The following is a 20904-nucleotide window of genomic DNA, read 5'->3' on the forward strand; positions in this document are numbered from 1 at the left end:
CGGTGACGGTGGAGCTGAACGAGCTGACCGTGCCCGAATGGTGGATGCAGCAGTACGACCTGGCGCGGGAGTACAACCGGCCGAGCCTGGAGAACGCCAACGCCGTCTCCATCGACGTGCCTTTCCTCCAGCCGGGACAGACGCACGAGATGCAGTTGCGCCGCCTCGTGCTGAAGGGCCAGTGGATCAGCCGCGACCGCGTCTACCTCGGCATCCTGTGCGGCTGGCTGCTGGGCGCCAGCCTCATCGTGCTGCGCAGCTGGGGCCAACTGCGCCAGAGCAACAACCGCCAACAGCGCGAGATCGACGCGCTGACGGTGCGCACCCGCCAGTTGCGCATCGAGCAGGAGCAACTTCGCCGTCTGGCCACCATCGACGAACTGACCGGCGTGCTTAACCGCCGTGGCCTGGAGCAGTCGCTGGACGACCACGAGGAAGCGGCACGCGGCATGACCCTCTTGCTGTTGGACATCGACCACTTCAAGCACGTCAACGACCGCCACGGCCATGACTGCGGCGACGAAGTGCTCAAGCGCGTTGCCGCCGTCGTGGCGGCCAACCTGCGCGGCACCGACGTCTTCGGCCGCTGGGGCGGCGAGGAGTTCCTGATCGCCTGCCAGGGCACCCGCATCCGTGACGCGACGCGCCTGGCAGAGAAGCTGCGCGAGCGCGTGCAGCAGAGCGCCATCCACCTCGCCGGCGGCGTTCGCCTGACCGTGACGGCCAGCTTCGGCGTGGCGCTGGCGCCGCCTGGCGGCTCGGCGGCGGATGCCCTCAAGCGCGCCGACGCTGCGCTCTATCGCGCCAAGGAAGCAGGCCGCAACCGCGTCGAAACCGACCACACGCTGCAGAGCGACTCACCAACCACCGTCTGAGTGGGGCCGGCGAGCACGACTTGGCGGACGACTCGCCCGACCGAAGACGCGCGGCGGGTCGAGGCCTTCCTGGCCAAGCACCTGCCGCCTCGCTGACCGCGGCGCGGGCCCCCGCGCCCGCCCGGCCCGTCAGTGCACCACGCGCCCGAACGAGAACTCGCCGCCCTCGACGTTCACCGGAATCACGTCCTTGGGACCGAACCGGCCCTCCAGGATGAGCTTGGACAGCGGGTTCTCCACGCGCTGCTGGATGGCCCGCTTCAGCGGCCGTGCGCCGAAGACCGGGTCGAAGCCGACCTTGGCCAGCTCGTCCAGCGCCGCCTCGGACACGTCCAACTTCATCTCCAGCTTGTCCAGGCGTGCCTCAAGCTGGCGCAGCTGGATCCTGGCGATTGACTTGATGTGCCCGGCGCCGAGGGCATGGAAGATGACGGTCTCGTCGATGCGGTTCAGGAACTCGGGCCGGAAGTGGCTCTTGACCTCACCCCACACCGCGTCACGGATGACCTCGTCCTTCTCGCCGGACAGCGCCATGATGTGCTGGGAGCCGAGGTTGGACGTCATCACGATGACGGTGTTCTTGAAGTCCACGGTGCGGCCCTGGCCGTCGGTCAGGCGACCATCGTCCAGCACCTGCAGCAGCACGTTGAACACGTCCGGGTGCGCCTTCTCGACCTCGTCCAGCAGCAGCACCGAATAGGGCTTGCGCCGCACGGCTTCCGTGAGCGTGCCGCCCTCCTCGTAGCCCACGTAGCCCGGCGGCGCGCCGATCAGGCGCGAGACCGAGTGCTTCTCCATGAACTCGCTCATGTCGATGCGCACCATGTGGTCTTCGCTGTCGAACAGGAAGCCTGCAAGCGCCTTGCATAGCTCGGTCTTGCCGACACCCGTGGGGCCCAGGAACAGGAAGCTGCCCAGCGGCCGGTTCGGGTCGCTCAGGCCGGCGCGCGAACGGCGGATAGCGTCGGACACGGCCTGGATGGCTTCGTCCTGACCGATGACGCGCTCGTGCAGCTTGGCTTCCATCTGCAGCAGCTTCTCGCGCTCGCCCTGCATCAACTTGGACACCGGAATGCCGGTGGCACGCGCCACGACCTCGGCGATCTCCTCGGCGCCGACCAACGTGCGCAGCAGCTGCGGCTTGTTGGAGCCTGCCTTGCCGGCCTCCTTGGCCTGGGCCTCCTTGAGCTGCTTCTCCAGCTCGGGCAGGCGGCCGTACTGCAATTCGGCGACCTTGTTGAAGTCACCCTTGCGCTTGAGCTCCTCGATCTGCTGGCGGATGCGGTCGATTTCTTCCTTCACATGCGCCGAGCCCTGGGCCTGCGCCTTCTCGGCGGTCCAGATCTCCTCGAGGTCCTCGTACTCGCGCTGCAGCTTCTGCAGTTCTTCCTCGATCAACGCGAAGCGCTTTTGCGAGCCCTCGTCCTTCTCCTTGCGCACGGCTTCGCGCTCGATCTTCAGCTGGATCATGCGGCGGTCGAGCCGATCCATCGCCTCCGGCTTGGAGTCGATCTCGATCTTGATCTTGGCAGCCGCCTCGTCGATGAGGTCGATGGCCTTGTCGGGCAGGAAGCGGTCCGTGATGTAGCGGTGGCTCAGCTCTGCCGCTGCGACGATGGCCGGGTCGGTGATCTCCACGCCATGGTGGACCTCGTACTTCTCCTGCAGGCCGCGCAGGATGGCGATGGTGGCCTCCACGCTGGGCTCGTCCACCAGCACCTTCTGGAAACGCCGCTCCAGCGCCGCATCCTTCTCGACGTACTTGCGGTACTCGTCCAGCGTGGTTGCGCCGATGCAGTGCAGCTCGCCGCGCGCCAGCGCGGGCTTGAGCATGTTGCCGGCGTCGATGGCGCCCTCGGCCTTGCCGGCGCCCACCATGGTGTGGATCTCATCGATGAAGAGGATGGTCTGGCCCTCGTCCTGGGCCACTTCCTTCAGCACCCCCTTGAGGCGCTCCTCGAAGTCGCCCCGATACTTGGCGCCCGCCAGCAGCAGCGCCATGTCCAGCACCAGCACGCGCTTGTTGCGCAGGGAGTCCGGCACCTCGCCGTTGACGATGCGCTGCGCCAAGCCCTCGACGATGGCCGTCTTGCCCACGCCCGGCTCGCCGATCAGCACCGGGTTGTTCTTGCTGCGACGCTGCAGCACCTGGATGGCGCGGCGGATTTCCTCGTCGCGACCGATGACCGGGTCCAGCTTGCCCAGGCGGGCGCGTTCGGTCAGGTCCAGCGTGTACTTCTTCAGCGCCTCGCGCTGACCTTCGGCTTCGGCCGAGTCCACGCTCTGGCCGCCGCGGACCGCCTCGATGGCGGCCTCCAGCGCCTTGCGCGTCAGGCCGTGGCCCCGCACCACGCCCGCCAGATCGGTCTTGGCATCGGCCAGCGCCAACAGGAACATCTCACTGGCGATGAACTGGTCGCCGCGCTTGGTGGCCTCCTTCTCGGCGGCCTGCAGCAGCGCGACGAGGTCGCGCCCGGCCTGCACGGTCTGACCCGCGCCGCTGACCTGCGGCAGGCCGGCCATCAGGCCGTCCAGCGCGGTCTGCAGGGACTTCGTCTTGACGCCAGCGCGCTCCAGCAGCGCCCGCGGCCCTTCGTCCTGGGCCAGCATGGCGGCCAGCACATGGACGGGCTCGATGTAGGGGTTGTCGCGGACCAGGGCAAGGCTCTGGGCCTCGCCCAGGGCCTCCTGGAAGCGGGTGGTGAACTTGTCGGCACGCATGGGGTGATTCCTCCGGTTGCGAAGCCAAGTGGGCGCCGGATGGCGCTTTTCAAGTTGTCCTAGATCAACGCTTGCACCAGTTTCATGCCGACCCAGGCGGCCAGCAGCGATCCCGCCACATGCGCCAGCGTGTGGGCCAGCGCCATGCCCAGTTCGCCATGCCTCAACAGTGCCAGCGACTCACCGGAAAAAGCCGAAAAAGTCGTCAGGCCGCCGAGGAAACCGGTCACCAGCAGCAGCTTCAGCAACTCGTTGGGCTGACGACCGAACCACTCCATCGCCATGCCGATCAGCAGCCCGCCCACCAGGTTGACGAGCAGCGTGCCGAGCGGGAAGCCCACCCAGCGCGTGTTGAACATGACGCCGACCTGCCAACGCGCCAGCGCGCCCAGCGCGGCGCCCACCGCCACGGCCAGGCCGTTCAAGTGGCGTTCCCTCCCGCGATGCCCCAGCGCGCCAGCGCCTCGTCGTCAGCCACCCGGGCATCCACCCAGTGCGCGCCGTCCGGCGTGTGCTCCTTCTTCCAGAACGGCGCCTGGGTCTTCAGATAGTCCATCAGAAATTCGCAGGCCTGGAAGGCCTGCCCCCGGTGGGTGCTGGTGACCAGCACCAGCACGATCTGGTCGCGTGCCTGCAGCAGACCCACGCGGTGAATGACGCGCGCAGCACGGATGTCGAAGCGGGCAAAGGCCTCGTCCACCATGGCCTCGATGGCGGCCTCGGTCATGCCTGGGTAGTGTTCCAGCTCCATCGCAGACACGGCGGCGCCGCTGCCGTGCTCGCGCACGGTGCCGACGAAGGCGACGACGGCACCCACGCCGCCATCCGCGGCCCGCAGGGCGGCCGTTTCTGCGCCAAGGTCGAAGTCCCCCGGCTGGATGCAAACTCTGCTCATGTCACGGATTCTCACCTTGGGTGGCGGTGAGATTCACCTGTTTGAGCGTCGAAGTGAGTCCGAGGCATCCGATACTTGCCATCATTTCTCTCACCCAGCCAGGAATTGACATGGCCCTGATGGATTTCATCAAGAAACAGTTCATAGACGTCATCCAGTGGACGGAAGACAGCGACGGCACACTGTCCTACCGCTTTCCGATGGCTGGCATGGAAATCCAGAACGGTGGCCAGTTGGTGGTGCGCGAATCCCAGGTCGCAGTCTTCGTCAACGAAGGCCAGGTGGCCGACGTCTTCGGCCCCGGCACCCACAAGCTGACGACGCAGACGCTGCCGGTGCTCACCTACCTGAAGAACTGGGACAAGCTCTTCGAGTCGCCCTTCAAGAGCGACGTCTACTTCTTCAGCACTCGCCAGCAGATCGACCAGCGCTGGGGTACCAGCCAGCCGATCTCCATCCGCGACAAGGACTTCGGCGCCGTGCGCCTGCGCGCCTTCGGCAACTACGCCTACCGCATCCAGGATCCCAAGACCTTCCACAGCCAGATCTCCGGCACCCGTGAACGCTACACGGTGCAGGACCTGGAAGGCCAGTTGCGCGGCCTGATGCTGCAGCACATCAGCGACGCCGTCGCCGGCAGCGGCACCCCCTTCCTGGACCTGGCCGCCAACCAGATCGAGTTCGCCGCGGCGCTGAAGAACGCCACCGCGCCGTCGTTCGCCGCCCTGGGTCTCGAGTTGCTGTCGGTGACGATGCAGAACGTCTCCTTGCCCGAGGAACTGCAGAAGATCCTCGACCAGCGCATCGGCATGGGCATCATCGGCCAGAACATGGGCCAGTTCATGCAGTACCAGGCCGCCCAGGCCCTGCCCGAGATGGCCAAGGGCGCCGCGGGCGGCGGCAGCGGCATCGCGGGCGAGGCCATCGGCCTGGGGGCCGGCGTCGCCCTGGGCCAGACGCTGGCCCAGACGCTGGGCCAGGGCCTGGCCGGCGTCGGCACCGCAGCCCCCGCACCGGCGGCCAGCAAGCCCGACGACATCGTGGCCCTGCTGGAGAAGCTCGGTGACCTCAAGGCCAAGGGCATCCTGACCGACGAGGAATTCGCCGCCAAAAAAGCGGACCTCCTGAAGAAGCTTGGCTGAACAAGCCCAGCGCCGCTGGCGCGCTTCGTGCCCCAACTGCGGCGCGCCGGTCGAGTTCGCCAGCGCCGCGTCCAGCAGTGCCGTCTGCGGCTTTTGCCGCAGCACGCTGCTGCGTGACGGCGAGACGCTGAGCCGCATCGGCCAGAGCGCCGAGATCTTCGAGGACTACTCCCCGCTGCAGCTGGGCGCCACTGGGCGCTGGATGGGCAGCGGTTTTGCCGTCGTCGGCCGCGTGCAGCGCGGCTCCGAGCTGGGCAACTGGAACGAGTGGCATCTGCTCTTCGATGCCGGCGAACAGGTGCGCGTGGGCTGGCTCAGCGAGGACAACGGCCAGTTCGTCCTCAGCCTGGAGGCCCCGCTCGCCGAGGCGCCGCCGCCGGACCCGCAGCCGGGCCTGCCACTGACGCTGGCTGGCCAGCGCTGGCAGGTGGCCGCCGTCGTCCAGGCTGCCGTGCGCGCCGCCGAGGGCGAGCTGCCGCGCGTGCCGCGCCCTGGCCGCGTCGTCGAGCTGCGCAATTCCCAGGACGAGGTCGGCACGCTGGAGTTCGGCGAGGAGGGCCCCCCGGTCTGGTCGGTCGGCCGTGGTGTGCAGCTCGCCGACCTGGCCCTGCAGGGCCTGCGCACGACGGCCGAGGGCGAGTCCATCGCCGAAGCGACGTTCAAGGGTCGGGCCCTCGCCTGCCCCAGTTGTGGCGCACCGCTGGAGCCCAAGCTGGCGCAGACCAAGAGCATGGTCTGCGCCCAGTGCAATGCCGTCGTCGACCTGCCGGAAGGTGAGGCCAAGGCTCTGGGATTCACCGCGCAGGACCGCGGCCTGCCGCCGCTGATCCCGCTCGGCCGCACGGGCACCCTGGCCGTGGGCGGCGACAAACCCGAGACCTGGCAGGTGGTCGGCTACCAGGAACGCTGCGACCTTCCCGAGGACGGCGACGACGAGCAGAGCTTCTGGCGCGAGTACCTGCTCTACAACCGCCTGGCGGGCTTCGCCTTCCTCGTCGACACGAGCGAGGGCTGGAGCCTGGTGCGCACGCTGACCGGCGCCCCCACGCCCGGCCGGGACACCGGCGTGACCTGGCAGGACCGCGCCTACGCGCAGCGCTGGGTCTACCAGGCCAAGACGACACGCGTGCTGGGCGAGTTCTACTGGCCCGTGCGGCTGGAAGACCGCGTGCGCATCGCCGACTACGTCACCCGCGACGGCCAGTACCTGCTGAGCCGCGAGCAACAAGGTCCCGAGATCACCTGGAGCGGTGGCCGCCCGGTGCCGGCCGAGGCGGTGCAGAAGGCCTTCAATCTGGTAGCGCCGCCCGGGCTGTTCGGCCGCGACGCCTCGGCCTTCAAGAACAGTGGCGGCACGCTGCTGCGCAACATCGTCATCGGCCTCTTTCTCATCGTGCTGCTGTTCGCGCTGCTGCGTGCGTGCTCCAGCGACGACTGCGAGAGGTACAAGACCAGCTTCGGCGAGAACAGCAACGAATACCGCCAATGCCGCGCCAACGCACGCGGCAGCGGCACCTACATCGGCAACAGCGGCGGCAGCTACGGCGGCTACAGCAGTGGTGGCGGCGGCCACAAGTAAGAAGGAGCGATCACCATGACCCTCGACTGGCTCAGGCCCGAAATCGTCCTCGGCTCGATGATGTATGCCGTCATCGGCGTCATCATCTTCTGGGTGTCGTTCATCATCGTGGACAAGATCACCCCCTACAAGCTGTGGGAGGAGATCGTCGAGCACAAGAACGTGGCGCTGGCCATCGTCGTCGGCGCGATGTGCCTGTCCATCGGCCACATCGTCGCGGCGGCCATCCACGGCTGAGGCCGCCTGGAGCGCGAGCCGGCCGGCCCTGCCTCGGGCGTCTGGGGCAAGCGCGGGGGCGCCGCCCTTCGCGGGGCCCGGCCCAGCCGTTGTGCTTCTAGACTGCCCGCCAGCCCACTTCGTCCGCACGCCATGCTCCTGCCGGCCCCCACCCGACGTCTCGTCCTGCAAGCCCTGCTCTGCGCCACCGCGGCGCCGACCCTGGCGGCCGAGGCCAGGCCCGACGTCGCCATCGTGCTGGCGCGGCTGGACATCGCCGCCGGCCGGGTCAGCCAGGTCGCCCGCATCACGCACACCCGGGGCGCCAACTTTCAGCCCGCCTTCACGCGCGACAGCGCGGCGGTGCTCTATGCCTCCGACCGCAGCGGCTCCAGCAACATCTACCGCCACGACATCGCCAGCGGCCAGACGACGGCGGTGACGAACACGCCGCACAGCCTCTACTCGCCCACGCCGCTGCCCGACGGCAGCGGCTTCTCGGCCATCCGCGTCGTTGACGCCGACCCGAACTACGGTATCGAGAGCAAGCAGCCCTCACTGTGGCGCTTCAGCTGGGACGGCCAGGCCATCGCTCCGGCGGTGCCCGTCATGCGGGTCGGCTATCACGCCTGGATCGACGCGCAGCGACTGGCCCTGTTCATCGTCGACGACGTGGCAAATCGCAACGCCCACCGGGCCGTGCTGTTCAACAGCGCCACCGGCAAGACCACGCCGCTGACGACCCAGCCCGGCCGCTCGCTGGGGCGCACGCCCGACGGCAGACGCGCCAGCTTCGTCGACCAGACCGACCCCGCGCACTGGCGCATCTGCGCGATGGGCGAAGACGACGCCACGCCCCAGGTGCTGGTGGAGACACCGCTGGGCTCCGAAGGCGAGAAGGATCCCCACCGCAGCCAGTACTTCGCCTGGCTGCCCGACGGCTCGCTGCTGATGGCGCGCGGCCAGTGGCTGCTTCGCTGGGATGGCAGCCCGGGCAGCGGCTTCAAGCCCTTTGCCGAACTGACGGGCCTCGGCGGGGCCATCCGCAACATCGCCGCCAGTCCCGACGGCACACGCCTGGCCTTCTCGGTGCTGCTCGCCCCGGCCCAGCCGTGAGCGAGCCGGCCCGCACCCGCGCCACGCTGGCCGAGCTGCTGCTGCTCGCCAGCGTCTTCGTCATCGCCGCCTGCGGCCTGGTCTACGAGCTGGCCGCGGGCGCACTCGCGAGCTACCTGCTCGGCGACTCGGTGCTGCAGTTCTCCACCGTCATCGGCGTATACCTGTTCGCGATGGGGCTGGGGTCCTGGCTGTCGCGCTTTGTCGAGCGGCAGATCGTGGGCGTCTTCCTGCAGGTGGAGCTGGTGGTCGGCGTCATCGGCGGCCTGATGCCCGCGGCACTGTTCACCGTGCACAGCCTGCTGCCGCCCGGGGAGGCGGCACCGTTTCGCGTGCTGCTGTACGCCCTCGTGCTGCTCGTCGGCACGCTGGTCGGGCTGGAGATCCCGCTGGTCATGCGCATCCTGAAGCGCCACTTCAGCGCCCGCTACGGCCTCAAGGACCTGGTCTCCCAGGTGCTGACCTTCGACTACCTCGGCGCCCTGCTCGTCGCGCTGGCCTTCCCCCTGGTGCTGGTGCCGCAGCTGGGCCTGGTGCGTACCGGCGTCACCTTCGGACTGCTGAACGTTGCCGTCGCGATCTGGGCGCTGTGGATCTTCCGCGCCGACCTGCGCGCCAAGTCCGCCCACACCGCCGCCTGCGTGCTGTCGGCGGGACTGCTGCTGGCGGCCCTGGCCGGCGCCGACCGGCTGACGACCTGGGCCGAGGACCGCTTCTACGGCGAGCAGATCGTCTTCAAGCAGAGCAGTGCCTACCAGCGCATCGTGGTCACCGATGGCCACGCCGGAACCCGGCTGTTCCTCAACGGCAACCTGCAGTTCCACTCCAAAGACGAGTACCGTTACCACGAGGCCCTGGTGCAGCCCGCGATGGCCGCGCACGGCGCGCCGAAGCGGGTGCTGGTACTGGGTGGCGGGGACGGCATGGCCGTGCGCGAGGTGCTGAAGTACGCCAGCGTCGAGCAGGTCACGCTGGTGGAGCTGGACCCGCTGATGACCACCCTGTTCCGCGACAACGCGCGGCTCGCGGCGCTGAACGGCCACGCCCTGTCCAACCCCAAGCTGCGCATCGTCAATACGGACGCCTTCGGCTGGCTGGAGCGACAGCACGAGACGTTCGACGTCATCGTTGTCGACTTCCCCGACCCGTCCAACTTCGCGCTCGGCAAGCTCTACACGGCCAGCTTCTACGAGCTGGTGGACCAGCACCTGGCCGCGTCCGGCTACGCCGTCGTTCAAACGACGTCGCCGCTGATCGCGCGGCGCAGCTTCTGGACGGTCGTCACCACCATCGAGGCCACCGGGCTGACCGCGACGCCCTACCACGCCCATGTGCCGTCCTTTGGAGAATGGGGCTTCGTGCTCGCGTCGCGGCGTCCCTTCAGGCTCCCCACGCAATTCCCTCCGGGGCTGCGCTTCATCAGCCCCGACAGCCTGCGGGCCCTGCTCGACTTCCCGCCTGACATGGCCCGCGTGCCGACCGAGGTGAACCGGTTGTCCAACCAGGTGCTGGTGCAGGAGTTCGAGGCCGAGTGGGGCAAGGTGCACTGAGCGCCGCGGGAACCTCGTTTGCCGGGATTGTGGTTCGCCGGCATGCCACGCCGGCGCCGGAGTTCCCCATGCCAACTTCCTCCACCCGCGCCACGGTGGTGCCCACGACGCCCGCCGACACGGACGCCGCCGACATTGACAGCGTCTATCAGGCCCTGCTCCAGGGCGTGGGCCATGAACTGGTTACCGAATCCAACGTCGACGAGCTCATCAGCCGCGCCGAGGCCGGCCAGCACCCCGTGCTGGCCGCCGAGCTGCGCGAATGGCGCGCGCCCTGCGGCTGAAGGCAACTGGCGCGGTGCCGGCGGCTTTCGCTGCTAGGCTCGCGCCCTTGCGTCCCGATCACGATGACTCCCCTGCCGGCCTGCGGCGCCGCACCCTGCTGCTGAGCCTGCTGGCCGGCGGTTGCGCGCCCGATACGCCCGTCCTGCAAGGCGGGTGGGTCGGCACGCACCCGGAGCGCGGCCACCGGCTGCGCGGGCCGCTTCCGGCGGCCGACGGTCCCTTGAGGAAAGCCGGGGTCCTCATCGTCGGCGCCGGCATCGCCGGCCTGGGCTGTGCACGGGCGCTGGCGCAGCGCGGCATCGACGACATCGCCCTGCTGGACCTCGAGGACCAAGCCGGTGGCAACAGCCGCGGCCATCAGCTGGCAGGCTCGCCCTGCCCGCTGGGCGCCCACTACCTGCCGCTGCCCGGCGAAGAGGCCCGCGAGGTCAGCGAGCTGCTGCACGAGCTGGGCCTGGCTCGCTCCCGCCTTGGGCGCACCGAGTGGGACGAGCGACAGCTCTGCCACAGCCCGCAGGAGCGACTCTTCATCGACGGCGAATGGCATGAAGGCCTGCTGCCGCCTGCCGACGACGCCGCGACGCGCGAGCAGTACCGGCGCTTTGCCGACCTCGTCGCACAGGCCCAGCGCGAGGCCGGCTTCGCGATGCCGACGCGCCGCGCGCGCTGGACGGCAGCCCACGCCGCGCTGGATGCGCAACCCTTCTCCACCTGGCTGGACCGGGCGGGCCTGCACAGCGTCCGCCTGCGCTGGTATCTCGACTACTGCTGCCGCGACGACTTCGGCGCCGACGCGGCCGGCGTCTCGGCCTGGGCCGGCCTGCACTACTTCGCCAGCCGTCACGGTTTCCATGCGCCAGGTGACGAGACCGCCGAGCGGGAGCCGGTGCTGACCTGGCCCGAAGGCAACGGCTGGCTGAGCGCCCGCATGGCCGAGCCGCTGCGCGAGCGCATCCACCTCGGCCGCAGCGTGCTGCGCGTGGCCGAAGGCCGGCATGGCATCGATCTGCTGGCCTGGAATGAGGCCGCGGACGCCCCCGAGCGCTGGCAGGCGCGTGCCGTCGTGCTGGCCACGCCGCTCTTCATCGCCGCCCGCCTGCTGGCGGCGCCGCCCGAGGCCTTGCGCCGGGCCACGGCGCAGCTCAGCCATGCCCCCTGGCTGACGGCCAACCTGCTGCTGAGCGAGCCGCTGCTCACGCGTCCCGGCGCGCCCCCGGCCTGGGACAACGTGCGCTACGGCACCCGGGCGCTGGGCTACGTCGACGCCCGCCACCAGTCGCTGGACCCGACGCCGCGCCCGCCCCTGCTGACGGCCTATCTGGCCCTGCCCACGGCCCGGCGCGCCGAGCTGCTGAACCAGCCCTGGCAGCACTGGGCGGGCGTCGTCAGCGACGAATTGGCGCAGACCCATCCCGACCTGCCCGCCAAGCTGGTGCGCGCGGACCTGTGCCGCTTCGGCCACGCCATGAGCATCCCGACCCCGGGCCTGCGCAGCTCGGCGGCGCTGACAGCCTTGAGCGAAGCTCGCGGCCGCATCGTCTTCGCCCATGCCGACCTGGCCGGCTACTCGGTGTTCGAGGAGGCCTACACGGCCGGTGTCACGGCCGCGGCGCGGCTCAGCCTCTGAACCAGCGCTGCCGGCTGGCCTCGGCCGGCTCGAAGAGATCGACCACGGCCGCCATCAGCCGCTCGGCCTTGGCGCTGTTGTCGCCGCCGTAGTTGCAGACGTAGACGTCCAGCGTGACCGCGCCCAGTTCGGGCCAGGTGTGCACGGCCAGGTGGGACTCGGCCAGCAGCACGACGCCGGTGATGCCGCCCTGCCCGTCCGCCGGGCCGAAGCGGTGCATCAGCTCGGCCACCCCCTGCAGACCCGCGGCGGCCACGGCATCGCGGCACGCGCTGCCCAGGACCTCCGCATCCGTCATGACGGCCCGCGCGGGGTCGACGCCGCGCAGGTCGGCGGTCAGGTGCAGGCCCTTCAAGGCTCACCCACCCGTGACGGGAGGGAAGAAGGCCAGCTCGTCGCCGTCCGCCAGCTCGGCGGATTCAGGCGCCATCTTCTGGTTCAGCGCCGCACGCACGGCGCGGCCGCGGGCCAAGGCCTCGGCATGCACGCCCCCGCGGGCCTGCAGCGCCTCGCGCGCCGCCCCCACCGTGCTGCCTGCCGGCAAGGCCAGGGCCTCGCCCGCGCCCAGCCTCTCGCGCAGCGAGGCGAAGAAACGCAGCTGAACGGTGATCGTCATGCCAGCAGCTCCGAGAAGGGGATGAAGCGCACCGGTTCGCCCTTGGAAAAGGCATGACCTGCAGGGTTGTCCAGCAGGCCGTCGGCCCAGAACGCCGAGGTCAGCACGCCGCTGCTCTGGTTCCCGAACAGGGCCAGGCCGTTCTCCTCATCCAGGCTCACGCGCAGGAACTCGCGGCGCTTGTCGGGCCGCGGCCAATCGAAGCCGGCGGCGATGCGGTAGCCGCGCGGCGCCAGGCGCGACGCGCCCTGCAGCTTCAGCAGGAAGGGCCGCACCAGCACCACGAAGGTCACGAGGCTGGACACCGGGTTGCCCGGCAGGCCGATGAAGTGGGCGCCGCCGACGCGGCCATAGGCGAAGGGCTTGCCGGGCTTGATGGCGATGGCCCACAGATCCAGGTGCCCCTCGGCCTGCACGGCGGGGCGAAGGTGGTCTTCCTCGCCGACCGAGACGCCGCCGGACGTCAGGATGACATCCGCCCGGGAGGCCGCCTCGCGCAGCGCCGCGCGGGTGGCGTCCAGCTTGTCCGGCACGATGCCCAGGTCGACCACCTCGCAGCCCAGGCCCTCCAGCAGCGCACGCAGCGTGAAGCGGTTGGAGTTGTAGATCGCGCCGGGCGGCAGGGGCTCGCCCGGCATGACGAGCTCGTCGCCGGTCGAGAACAGGGCCACGCGCGGTCGGCGCGTGGCGGTCAGTTGGGCCGCCCCGGCCGTGGCCGCGAGGCCCAGCGCCACCGCATCCAGCCGTGTGCCGGCCGGCAGCACGACGGTCCCGGCCTTCACGTCCTCGCCGCGCAGGCGGACATGCTGTCCCTGCGTCACGGGCTGGGTCACGCGCACGCCGCCGTCCAGCAGCTCGGTGTGCTCCTGCATGACGACGGTGTCGGCGCCCGGCGGCACCTGGGCGCCGGTGAAGATGCGCGCGGCCTCGCCCGCAGCGAGCGGGTGCGGCACGCTGCCAGCCGGGATGCGCTGGGTCACGGGCAGGGTCGCCCCCGCGTCCGCGGCGCGCAGGGCATAGCCGTCCATGGCCGAGTTGTCGGCCGGCGGCACGTCCACGGGCGAGATCAGGTCCGCCGCCAGAACCCGGCCGAGGGCGGCCGTGGCGGGCAGCGTTTCACGCTCCTCGAGAGACTGGGCCTGTGCCAGCAGCGTGGCCAGCGCGTCGTCCAGGGGGGTCAGGGCGGGTTTCTTCGGTGCTTCAGACATGAGCGTGAATGTAGGCCTTCACCTGGCCCACATCGGCCGGCATGACCTTCACGCGCTTGGGCAAGGCCTCGATGCCTTCCAGCCCCGCGGGCCGAGGCGGCTCCTGGCCCAGGGCCTCGTGGATGGTGGCGGCAAACTTGGCCGGCAGCGCCGTCTCCAGCACCAGCATGGTCACGGCGGGATCGCACTTCTCCAGCGCGACCTTGAGGCCGTCGGCCGTGTGCGGGTCGATGACGACACCATGTTCGGCATGGCAGCGGCGGATGGTGGCGACGCGGTCGGCATGCGTGCTGCGGCCGGAGACGAAGCCGAAACCGGCAATGTCCACATGCTCGTCGGCCGTCAGCTCGAACGCCGGCGACGTGAAATGCTGCTTAACGCGGGCACCGTCACGGCCCAGCAGGTCGAACACGAAGCGCTCGAAGTTGCTGGCCTTGGAGATGTCCATCGAAGGGCTGGAGGTCTCGTGCGTGTCCGCCGTGCCGCGCGGACGGTAGGCCCCGGTGCGGAAGAACTCGTCCAGCACGTCGTTCTCGTTGGTGGCGACGACAAGCCTGGCGATGGGCAGGCCCATCATGCGTGCGACGTGGCCGGCGCAGACATTGCCGAAGTTGCCCGACGGCACCGTGAAGCTGACCTTCTCCTCGTTCGACTTCGTGGCCTGGAAATAGCCCGCGAAGTAGTAGACGACCTGGGCCAGGAGCCGCGCCCAGTTGATGGAGTTGACGGTCCCGATGCGGTGCTCGCGCTTGAAGGCCAGGTCGTTGGACACGGCCTTGACGATGTCCTGGCAGTCGTCGAACACGCCGTCGATGGCGATGTTGTGAATGTTGGCGTCCTGCAGGCTGAACATCTGCGCCTGCTGGAAGGGGCTCATTCGGCCGTTGGGGCTGAGCATGAAGACGTTGACGCCCTTCTTGCCGCGCATCGCGTACTCGGCCGCGCTGCCGGTGTCGCCCGACGTGGCACCCAGGATGTTCAGCGTCTCGCCGCGACGACCCAGCTCGTACTCGAAGAGGGCGCCGAGCAGCTGCATGGCCATGTCCTTGAAGGCCAGCGTGGGGCCGTTGGACAGGCCTTGCAGCGCGATGTGCTCACCCAGCCACGTCAGCGGCGTGATGGCCTCGGTGCCGAAGACCTCGGCCGTGTAGACCTTGCGGGTGATCGCCCGCAGGTCGTCGGCCGGGATGTCGTCGATGTAGAGCGACAGGATCTCGAAGGCCAGGTCGGCATAGGCCAGGCCGCGCCAGCGCGCCAGCGTGGCCGCGTCGACCTTGGGGTAGGCCTTGGGCAGGTAGAGACCGCCGTCCGGCGCGAGGCCCTCGAGCAGGATGTCGGAGAAGCCGCGCTCGGCCTGGTCGCCGCGGGTGCTGATGTACTTCATGTCGGGCTCAAGCTCAGGCGAGTTCTTCCTTGCGGATGCGGACGATGGGCGCGAGGACTGTGGGCAGGCCTTGCATCTTGGCCAGGGCCTCGTTCATGCGACCCTCGACGGTGTCATGGGTCAGGATGATGAGGTCGGTCTGGCGCTCACCCTCGGCGGACTCGCGCTGCAGCACGGCGTCGATGGAAATGTCGTGCTCGGCCAGGATGGTGGTGATGCGCGACAGCACGCCCGGCTGGTCGGCCACGATCAGGCGAAGGTAGAAGGCCGTGTGCACCTCGGCCATCTCGAGGATGGGCGTGTCGCTGATGGCGTCGGGCTGGAAGGCCAGATGGGGCACGCGGTGGTCGGGGTCGGCCGTGGCCAGGCGGGTCACGTCGACAAGGTCGGCGACCACGGCCGAGGCGGTCGGCTCGGCGCCGGCACCCTTGCCGTAGTACAGCGTCGTGCCGACGGCGTCGGCCTGAACGACGACGGCGTTCATCGCACCCTCGACGTTGGCGATCAGGCGGCTGGCCGGGATCAGCGTGGGGTGCACGCGCAGCTCGATGCCGTTCTCGCGGCGCCGCGTGATGCCCAGCAGCTTGATGCGGTAGCCGAGCTGTTCGGCGTACTTGATGTCGGTGGCCTGCAGGCTGGAGATGCCCTCCACATGGGCCTTGTCGAACTGGACCGGCACGCCGAAGGCGATGGCGCTCATCAGCGTCAGCTTGTGGGCCGCGTCCACGCCCTCGATGTCGAAGGTCGGGTCGCTTTCGGCATAGCCCAGGCGCTGGGCCTCCTTCAGCACGGTGGCGAAGTCCAGGCCCTTGCCGCGCATCTCCGACAGGATGAAGTTGGTCGTGCCGTTGATGATGCCGGCGATCCACTCGATGCGGTTGGCCGTCAGGCCCTCACGCAGCGCCTTGATGATGGGAATGCCGCCGGCCACTGCCGCCTCGAAGGCGACGACGACGCCCTTCTCGCGGGCGGCTTCGAAGATCTCGGTGCCATGCACTGCCAGCAGGGCCTTGTTGGCCGTGATGACGTGCTTGCCGTTGGCGATGGCCTGCAGCACCAGCGTGCGTGCCGGCTCGATGCCGCCGATCAGCTCGACGACGATGTCGATGGCAGGGTTGTTCACCAGCGTCTGCGCGTCCGCGACGCAGGGCACGCCGTCGCCCACGACGGCCTGGTAGGCCTTGGCGCGCTCGGCGTTGCGGGCCGCCACCATCGCGATCTCGATGCCCCGGCCGGCGCGGCCGCGAATCTCGGCCTGGTTGCGCTGCAAGACGTGGAAGGTGCCGGCACCGACGGTGCCGAGGCCGATCAGGCCGACTTGGATCGCTTTCATCGCGGGGCTCTCAGGACAGGGACTCAGGAGGAATGGCGGCGGCGGTAGCCACCCAGGAAACGTTCGATGCGGCCGACCGCCTCGCGCAGGTCGTCGACGCTGGGCAGGAAGACGAGGCGGAAATGGTCATGCTCGGGCCAGTTGAAGCCGGTGCCCTGGACGATGAGCACCTTCTCCTCGGCCAGCAGTTCGTAGGCGAACTGCTGGTCGTCGGCGATGGGGTACATCTTGGGGTCCAGGCGCGGGAACATATAGAGCGCGGCCTTGGGCTTGACGACGCTGACGCCGGGGATCTGCGTCAGCAGTTCGTAGGCCAGGTCGCGCTGGTGGCAGAGCCGCCCGGTCGGTGCGACGAGATCACGGATGCTCTGGTAGCCGCCCAACGCGGTCTGGATGGCGAGCTGCCCCGGCGTGTTGGAGCACAGGCGCAGCGAGGCCAGCATGTTCAGGCCCTCGATGTAGTCGCGCGCATGTCGCTTCTCGCCGCTGAGGATCATCCAGCCGGCGCGGTAGCCGCAGCTGCGGTAGTTCTTCGAGAGGCCGTTGAACGTCACGAAGAGCACGTCGTCAGCCAGCGAGGCCATGCTCGTGTGCACGTTGTCGTCGTACAGCGTCTTGTCGTAGATCTCGTCGGCGAAGACCACCAGCTGGTGCTTGCGGGCGATCTCGATGATGCCGAGCAGCAGGTCGGTCGGGTACAGCGCGCCGGTCGGGTTGTTGGGGTTGCAGACCATGATGCCGCGGGTGCGCGGCGTGATCTTGGCCTCGATGTCGGCGAGGTCAGGCAGCCAGCCGGAGCCCTCGTCGCAGCGGTAATGCACCGGGCGGCCGCCCGACAGGCCCACGACGGCCGTGTAGAGCGGGAAGTCGGGGCTCGGGATGAGGATCTCGTCGCCGTCGTTGACCAGCGCATTGATGGCCATCTGGATCAGCTCGGAGGCCCCGTTGCCCAGGTAGACGTCGTCCACCGTGACGCCCCGGATGCCCTTCTCCTGCGTGTAGTGCACGACCGCCTTGCGCGGCGCGAACAGGCCCTTGCTGTCGGTGTAGCCGCCAGCGTCGCCGAGGTTGCGGATCATGTCCTGCACGATCTCGTCCGGCGGCGTCAGGCCGAACACGGCCGTGTTGCCGATGTTGAGCTTGATGATCTTCTGCCCCTCCTCCTCCATCTGGCGTGCCTTGTCCAGCACGGGACCGCGGATGTCGTAGCTGACGCTGGCGAGCTTGCTGGACTTGGCAATGGGCTTCAAAAGGCGCTCCGGCGCAGCGGTTGCTGCAGTGCAAGAAGGGGATCTCGGAGTTTAAGCAAGGCCCGGGCACGCGGCCCGCCGTTCTCGGCGACACTGCGGCGCGCTTTTCGCCCGTTTCCCGATGAAGTTCCAGCTCGACGAGCCGCAAGGCGGCAACAGCATCTCCCGCCATGACGCCCAGGGCGTCTGGGTCAATGGCCAGCCCCACACGGCCAGCGTCCTCGTGCCCTGGAAGGGCGAGGTCGTCGCCTGGCCGCCTTCGCGCTTCGAGGAACTTCAGCCTGCGCATTTCGAAGCAATCAAGGCGCTGGAGCCCGAACTGGTCGTCTTTGGCAGCGGCGCGCGGCTGCGTTTTCCGAATCCGGCGCTGTGGCGCGGGCTGGTCGAAGCCCGCATCGGCTTCGAGGTCATGGACCTGGCGGCAGCCTGCCGCACCTACAACGTGCTGGCGAGCGAAGGCCGCAACGTTCTGGCGGCCTTGCTCATCGAGGGATGACCTCGGCCGGCGGGATGCCGGAGCGAGGCTTTATAATCACGGGCTATTGCTTGCGGGCGCCCGCGTAGATTGCTTCCGTGAAAGGCTTCACAGAGCAATCACGAACCGGGGACCCCGTGAGCCCAACTTGCCGCACCCCCCAATGACGCCTGCGCTCAACAAACCCCTGCCGGAAATTGAGGCTCAAGCCACCGGCGGCGTGAAGTTCACTGCCAATGCCTTCCTGGGCAAGTCGGTCGTGCTGTATTTCTACCCGAAAGACAACACGCCCGGTTGTACCACTGAGGCGATGCAATTCCGCGATCGCCACAAGGACTTCGTGAAAGCCGGCGCGGTGGTGCTCGGTGTTTCGCGCGACAACATGGCCTCCCACGAGAAGTTCAAGCAGGCCCTGGAGCTGCCGTTCGAGCTGATCGCCGACACGGAGGAGAAGCTCTGCCACATGTTCGGCGTCGTCAAGAACAAGATCATGTACGGCAAGAAGGTGAAGGGCATCGAGCGCTCGACCTTCCTGATCAGCCCGACCGGCATCCTGGTCGGCGAATGGCGCGGCATCAAGGTCGCCGGCCACGTCGACGAGGTGCTCAAGGCCGTCAAGGGCCTGAAGAAGGAAGCCGCCTGAAACGCGTTGTGTACTGACATCGCAGAGCCCCGTGGGATGTGCATAATCAGCCCATGCCCCGGGTCGAAACCTTGTCTCAGACTGCAAAGCCGCACTCATCCTGTGCGGCTTTTTGCTTTCTGGCGCCAGGTTCGCGTGGGGTTCACTTCCCGTCGATACGCCGTACATGCCACTGCCTAAGCCTCCTGCACAACGCGCCAGCCGCCTCGATGCCACTGCTTACTCGGCCACTCTGACCCCCAGCAAAGCTCGCGCGACACCGCCGGTCGTCGCGCCAGCGTCCGCCCCGGCCGCCCCGGTCGCGGCACCGACAGCCGAAGTGCTGCGCCTCCCCACCCCCGCCTCCAGCCCTGCCGCCGCCCGGCCGTCCCTGCCCGCCAAGGCGGCCTCCAAGGCGCCGGCCAAGTCCGCCGCGCCCAAGGCCAAGCGCACGCGCAAGCCGGCCGAGGCGGCCAAGCTCTTCGTGCTGGACACCAACGTGCTGATGCACGATCCGATGTCGCTGTTCCGCTTCGAAGAGCACGACATCTTCCTGCCCATGATCACGCTCGAAGAGCTGGACGGGCACAAGAAGGGCATGACCGAGGTCGCCCGCAACGTGCGCCAGGTCAGCCGCGAGCTGGACCAGCTCGCCGCCAGCCTGCAAAGCAGCAGCGTCGAGGAAATGGCCAAGGGCCTGCCGCTGGCCGCCACCGGCCACCGCGAGGCCGAGGGCAAGCTCTTCTTCCAGACCGGGCTGATCGACACCCCGCTGCCTCAGGGCCTGCCCCAGGGCAAGGCGGACAACCAGATCCTCGGCGTCGTCCAGGCGCTCAAGGGCCTGCACCCGGGGCGCGAGGTCGTGCTGGTGTCCAAGGACATCAACATGCGCATCAAGGCCCGCGCGCTGGGCCTGCCCGCCGAGGACTATCGCAACGACAAGACGCTGGAAGACTCCGACCTGCTCTACACCGGTGTCCAGGCCCTGCCCTCGGACTTCTGGGAGCGCCATGGCAAGACCATGGAGAGCTGGCAGCAAGGCGGCACCACCTTCTACCGCATCAGCGGGCCGCTGGTGCCCACGCTGCTGGTCAACGAGCTGGTCTACCTGGAAGCCCCGGGTGCGACGCCGCTGTACGCCAAGGTCACCGAGATCACCGGCAAGACGGCGGTGCTCAAGACGCTGAAGGACTACGGCCACCAGAAGCACTCCGTCTGGGGCGTGGCCGCGCGCAACCGCGAGCAGAACTTCGCGCTCAACCTGCTGATGGACCCCGAGTGCGACTTCGTCACACTCACCGGCACCGCCGGCACCGGCAAGACGCTGATGGCGCTTGCGGCCGGCCTGTCCCAGGTGCTGGACGAGCGCCGCTACAGCGAGATCATCGTGACCCGCGTCACCGTGCCCGTGGGCGAGGACATCGGCTTCCTGCCCGGCACCGAGGAGGAAAAGATGGGCCCGTGGATGGGCGCACTGGACGACAACCTCGAGGTGCTGGCCAAGGGCGACTCCACCGCCGGCGAGTGGGGCCGAGCTGCCACCAACGACCTGGTGCGCAGCAAGATCAAGATCAAGAGCCTGAACTTCATGCGCGGGCGCACGTTCCTGAACAAGTTCGTCATCATCGACGAGGCCCAGAACCTGACGCCCAAGCAGATCAAGACCCTGGTCACGCGCGCCGGTCCCGGCACCAAGATCCTGTGCCTTGGCAACATCGCCCAGATCGACACGCCTTACCTGACCGAAGGCTCGAGCGGCCTGACCTATGTGGTCGACCGCTTCAAGGGCTGGTCGCACAGCGGCCACGTGACCCTGGCGCGCGGCGAACGCTCGCGTCTCGCGGACCACGCCAGCGAAGTGCTGTAAGACTTCGCCGGTCCAACAAAAAACCCTGTGCGCCTCGCGGTGCACAGGGTTTTTTTCATGGCGGCGCCGGCTGCGTCGGCTAGCGCACTTCGCAGTCGATCTCCGCCGGCTTGGCCGCCACCCAGCCAGCGGCACCGGCGACC

General features: G+C 68.8%; 20 protein-coding genes. 11 read left to right on the top strand and 9 right to left on the bottom strand.

The features are described 5' to 3' along the window. The coding region (locus VGF12_RS13870; RefSeq protein WP_331176625.1) for a GGDEF domain-containing protein at window positions 1-875 on the top strand (875 nt) is incomplete at its 5' end. 129 nt (window positions 876-1004) lie between these two features. Here the strand turns inward: VGF12_RS13870 and clpB are convergent. From clpB to VGF12_RS13885, 3 genes are read right to left on the bottom strand one after another with little or no spacing between them, the layout of a single operon-like run. Further along, a complete protein-coding gene (clpB, locus tag VGF12_RS13875) occupies window positions 1005-3596 on the bottom strand; it encodes an ATP-dependent chaperone ClpB (RefSeq protein WP_331176626.1) in 2592 nt (863 codons plus the stop codon). A 59-nt stretch (window positions 3597-3655) separates the two neighbouring features. Beyond that, on the bottom strand, window positions 3656-4021 hold the full coding sequence (crcB, locus tag VGF12_RS13880) for a fluoride efflux transporter CrcB (protein ID WP_331176627.1): 366 nt from the start codon (window positions 4019-4021) through the stop codon (window positions 3656-3658). Beyond that, window positions 4018-4491, bottom strand: coding sequence for a molybdenum cofactor biosynthesis protein MoaE (locus tag VGF12_RS13885; RefSeq protein WP_331176628.1), 474 nt, complete (start codon window positions 4489-4491; stop codon window positions 4018-4020). Before VGF12_RS13885 ends, crcB begins: the two co-directional genes overlap by 4 nt. Before the next feature lie 110 nt (window positions 4492-4601). Here VGF12_RS13885 and VGF12_RS13890 point away from each other — a divergent pair, with 110 nt between their 5' ends. From VGF12_RS13890 to VGF12_RS13920, 7 genes are all read left to right on the top strand, one after another. After that, entirely contained in the window at window positions 4602-5633 is a 1032-nt protein-coding gene (locus tag VGF12_RS13890; protein WP_331176629.1) for an SPFH domain-containing protein, read from the top strand. Then, entirely contained in the window at window positions 5626-7212 is a 1587-nt protein-coding gene (locus VGF12_RS13895; RefSeq protein ID WP_331176630.1) for a DUF4178 domain-containing protein, read from the top strand. The genes VGF12_RS13890 and VGF12_RS13895 overlap by 8 nt, the downstream gene beginning before the upstream one ends. Before the next feature lie 15 nt (window positions 7213-7227). Further along, window positions 7228-7449, top strand: coding sequence for a DUF350 domain-containing protein (locus tag VGF12_RS13900; protein WP_331176631.1), 222 nt, complete (start codon window positions 7228-7230; stop codon window positions 7447-7449). Between the two features lie 132 nt (window positions 7450-7581). Continuing rightward, on the top strand, window positions 7582-8544 hold the full coding sequence (locus tag VGF12_RS13905) for a hypothetical protein (protein ID WP_331176632.1): 963 nt from the start codon (window positions 7582-7584) through the stop codon (window positions 8542-8544). Next, on the top strand, window positions 8541-10094 hold the full coding sequence (locus VGF12_RS13910; RefSeq protein ID WP_331176633.1) for a polyamine aminopropyltransferase: 1554 nt from the start codon (window positions 8541-8543) through the stop codon (window positions 10092-10094). The genes VGF12_RS13905 and VGF12_RS13910 overlap by 4 nt, the downstream gene beginning before the upstream one ends. Before the next feature lie 68 nt (window positions 10095-10162). Beyond that, the gene (locus tag VGF12_RS13915; RefSeq protein WP_331176634.1) at window positions 10163-10378 is read left to right on the top strand and encodes a hypothetical protein; all 216 of its coding nucleotides are present in this window, start codon (window positions 10163-10165) and stop codon (window positions 10376-10378) included. A 47-nt stretch (window positions 10379-10425) separates the two neighbouring features. Beyond that, entirely contained in the window at window positions 10426-12006 is a 1581-nt protein-coding gene (locus VGF12_RS13920; RefSeq protein WP_331176635.1) for a flavin monoamine oxidase family protein, read from the top strand. On the opposite strand, the gene speD is transcribed toward VGF12_RS13920, so the two are convergent. From speD to VGF12_RS13950, 6 genes are read right to left on the bottom strand one after another with little or no spacing between them, the layout of a single operon-like run. Next, window positions 11996-12361: an adenosylmethionine decarboxylase gene (gene speD / locus VGF12_RS13925; RefSeq protein WP_331176636.1), complete on the bottom strand. Its 366-nt coding sequence runs from the start codon at window positions 12359-12361 to the stop codon at window positions 11996-11998. The two genes, VGF12_RS13920 and speD, sit on opposite strands and share 11 nt — an antisense overlap. Window positions 12362-12364: 3 nt before the next feature. Continuing rightward, window positions 12365-12622, bottom strand: a complete 258-nt coding sequence (gene moaD, locus VGF12_RS13930) for a molybdopterin converting factor subunit 1 (protein WP_331176637.1) — start codon at window positions 12620-12622, stop codon at window positions 12365-12367. After that, a complete protein-coding gene (gene glp, locus VGF12_RS13935) occupies window positions 12619-13830 on the bottom strand; it encodes a gephyrin-like molybdotransferase Glp (RefSeq protein WP_331176638.1) in 1212 nt (403 codons plus the stop codon). Before glp ends, moaD begins: the two co-directional genes overlap by 4 nt. Next, window positions 13823-15214 carry a threonine synthase gene (gene thrC, locus VGF12_RS13940; protein WP_331176639.1) on the bottom strand — a complete coding sequence of 464 codons (1392 nt, stop codon included), beginning with the start codon at window positions 15212-15214 and terminating at the stop codon, window positions 13823-13825. Before thrC ends, glp begins: the two co-directional genes overlap by 8 nt. A gap of 13 nt (window positions 15215-15227) precedes the next feature. Continuing rightward, window positions 15228-16547 (bottom strand): homoserine dehydrogenase, encoded by a 1320-nt coding sequence (locus VGF12_RS13945; protein WP_331176640.1) that lies wholly within the window; start codon window positions 16545-16547, stop codon window positions 15228-15230. 23 nt (window positions 16548-16570) lie between these two features. Continuing rightward, complete coding sequence (locus VGF12_RS13950) at window positions 16571-17797, bottom strand: pyridoxal phosphate-dependent aminotransferase (protein WP_331176641.1); 1227 nt, start codon at window positions 17795-17797, stop codon at window positions 16571-16573. Between the two features lie 121 nt (window positions 17798-17918). On the opposite strand from VGF12_RS13950, the gene VGF12_RS13955 reads away from it, so the two are divergent. From VGF12_RS13955 to VGF12_RS13965, 3 genes are all read left to right on the top strand, one after another. Beyond that, complete coding sequence (locus VGF12_RS13955) at window positions 17919-18293, top strand: Mth938-like domain-containing protein (RefSeq protein ID WP_331176642.1); 375 nt, start codon at window positions 17919-17921, stop codon at window positions 18291-18293. Between the two features lie 142 nt (window positions 18294-18435). Then, a complete protein-coding gene (locus VGF12_RS13960; protein ID WP_088483312.1) occupies window positions 18436-18915 on the top strand; it encodes a peroxiredoxin in 480 nt (159 codons plus the stop codon). 166 nt (window positions 18916-19081) lie between these two features. Beyond that, window positions 19082-20761: a PhoH family protein gene (locus tag VGF12_RS13965; RefSeq protein ID WP_331176643.1), complete on the top strand. Its 1680-nt coding sequence runs from the start codon at window positions 19082-19084 to the stop codon at window positions 20759-20761. The last annotated feature ends 143 nt before the right edge of the window (window positions 20762-20904 follow it).

The sequence above is a fragment of the Roseateles sp. genome (assembly GCF_036404855.1).
In the GTDB taxonomy this organism is placed as follows: domain Bacteria; phylum Pseudomonadota; class Gammaproteobacteria; order Burkholderiales; family Burkholderiaceae_C; genus Pelomonas.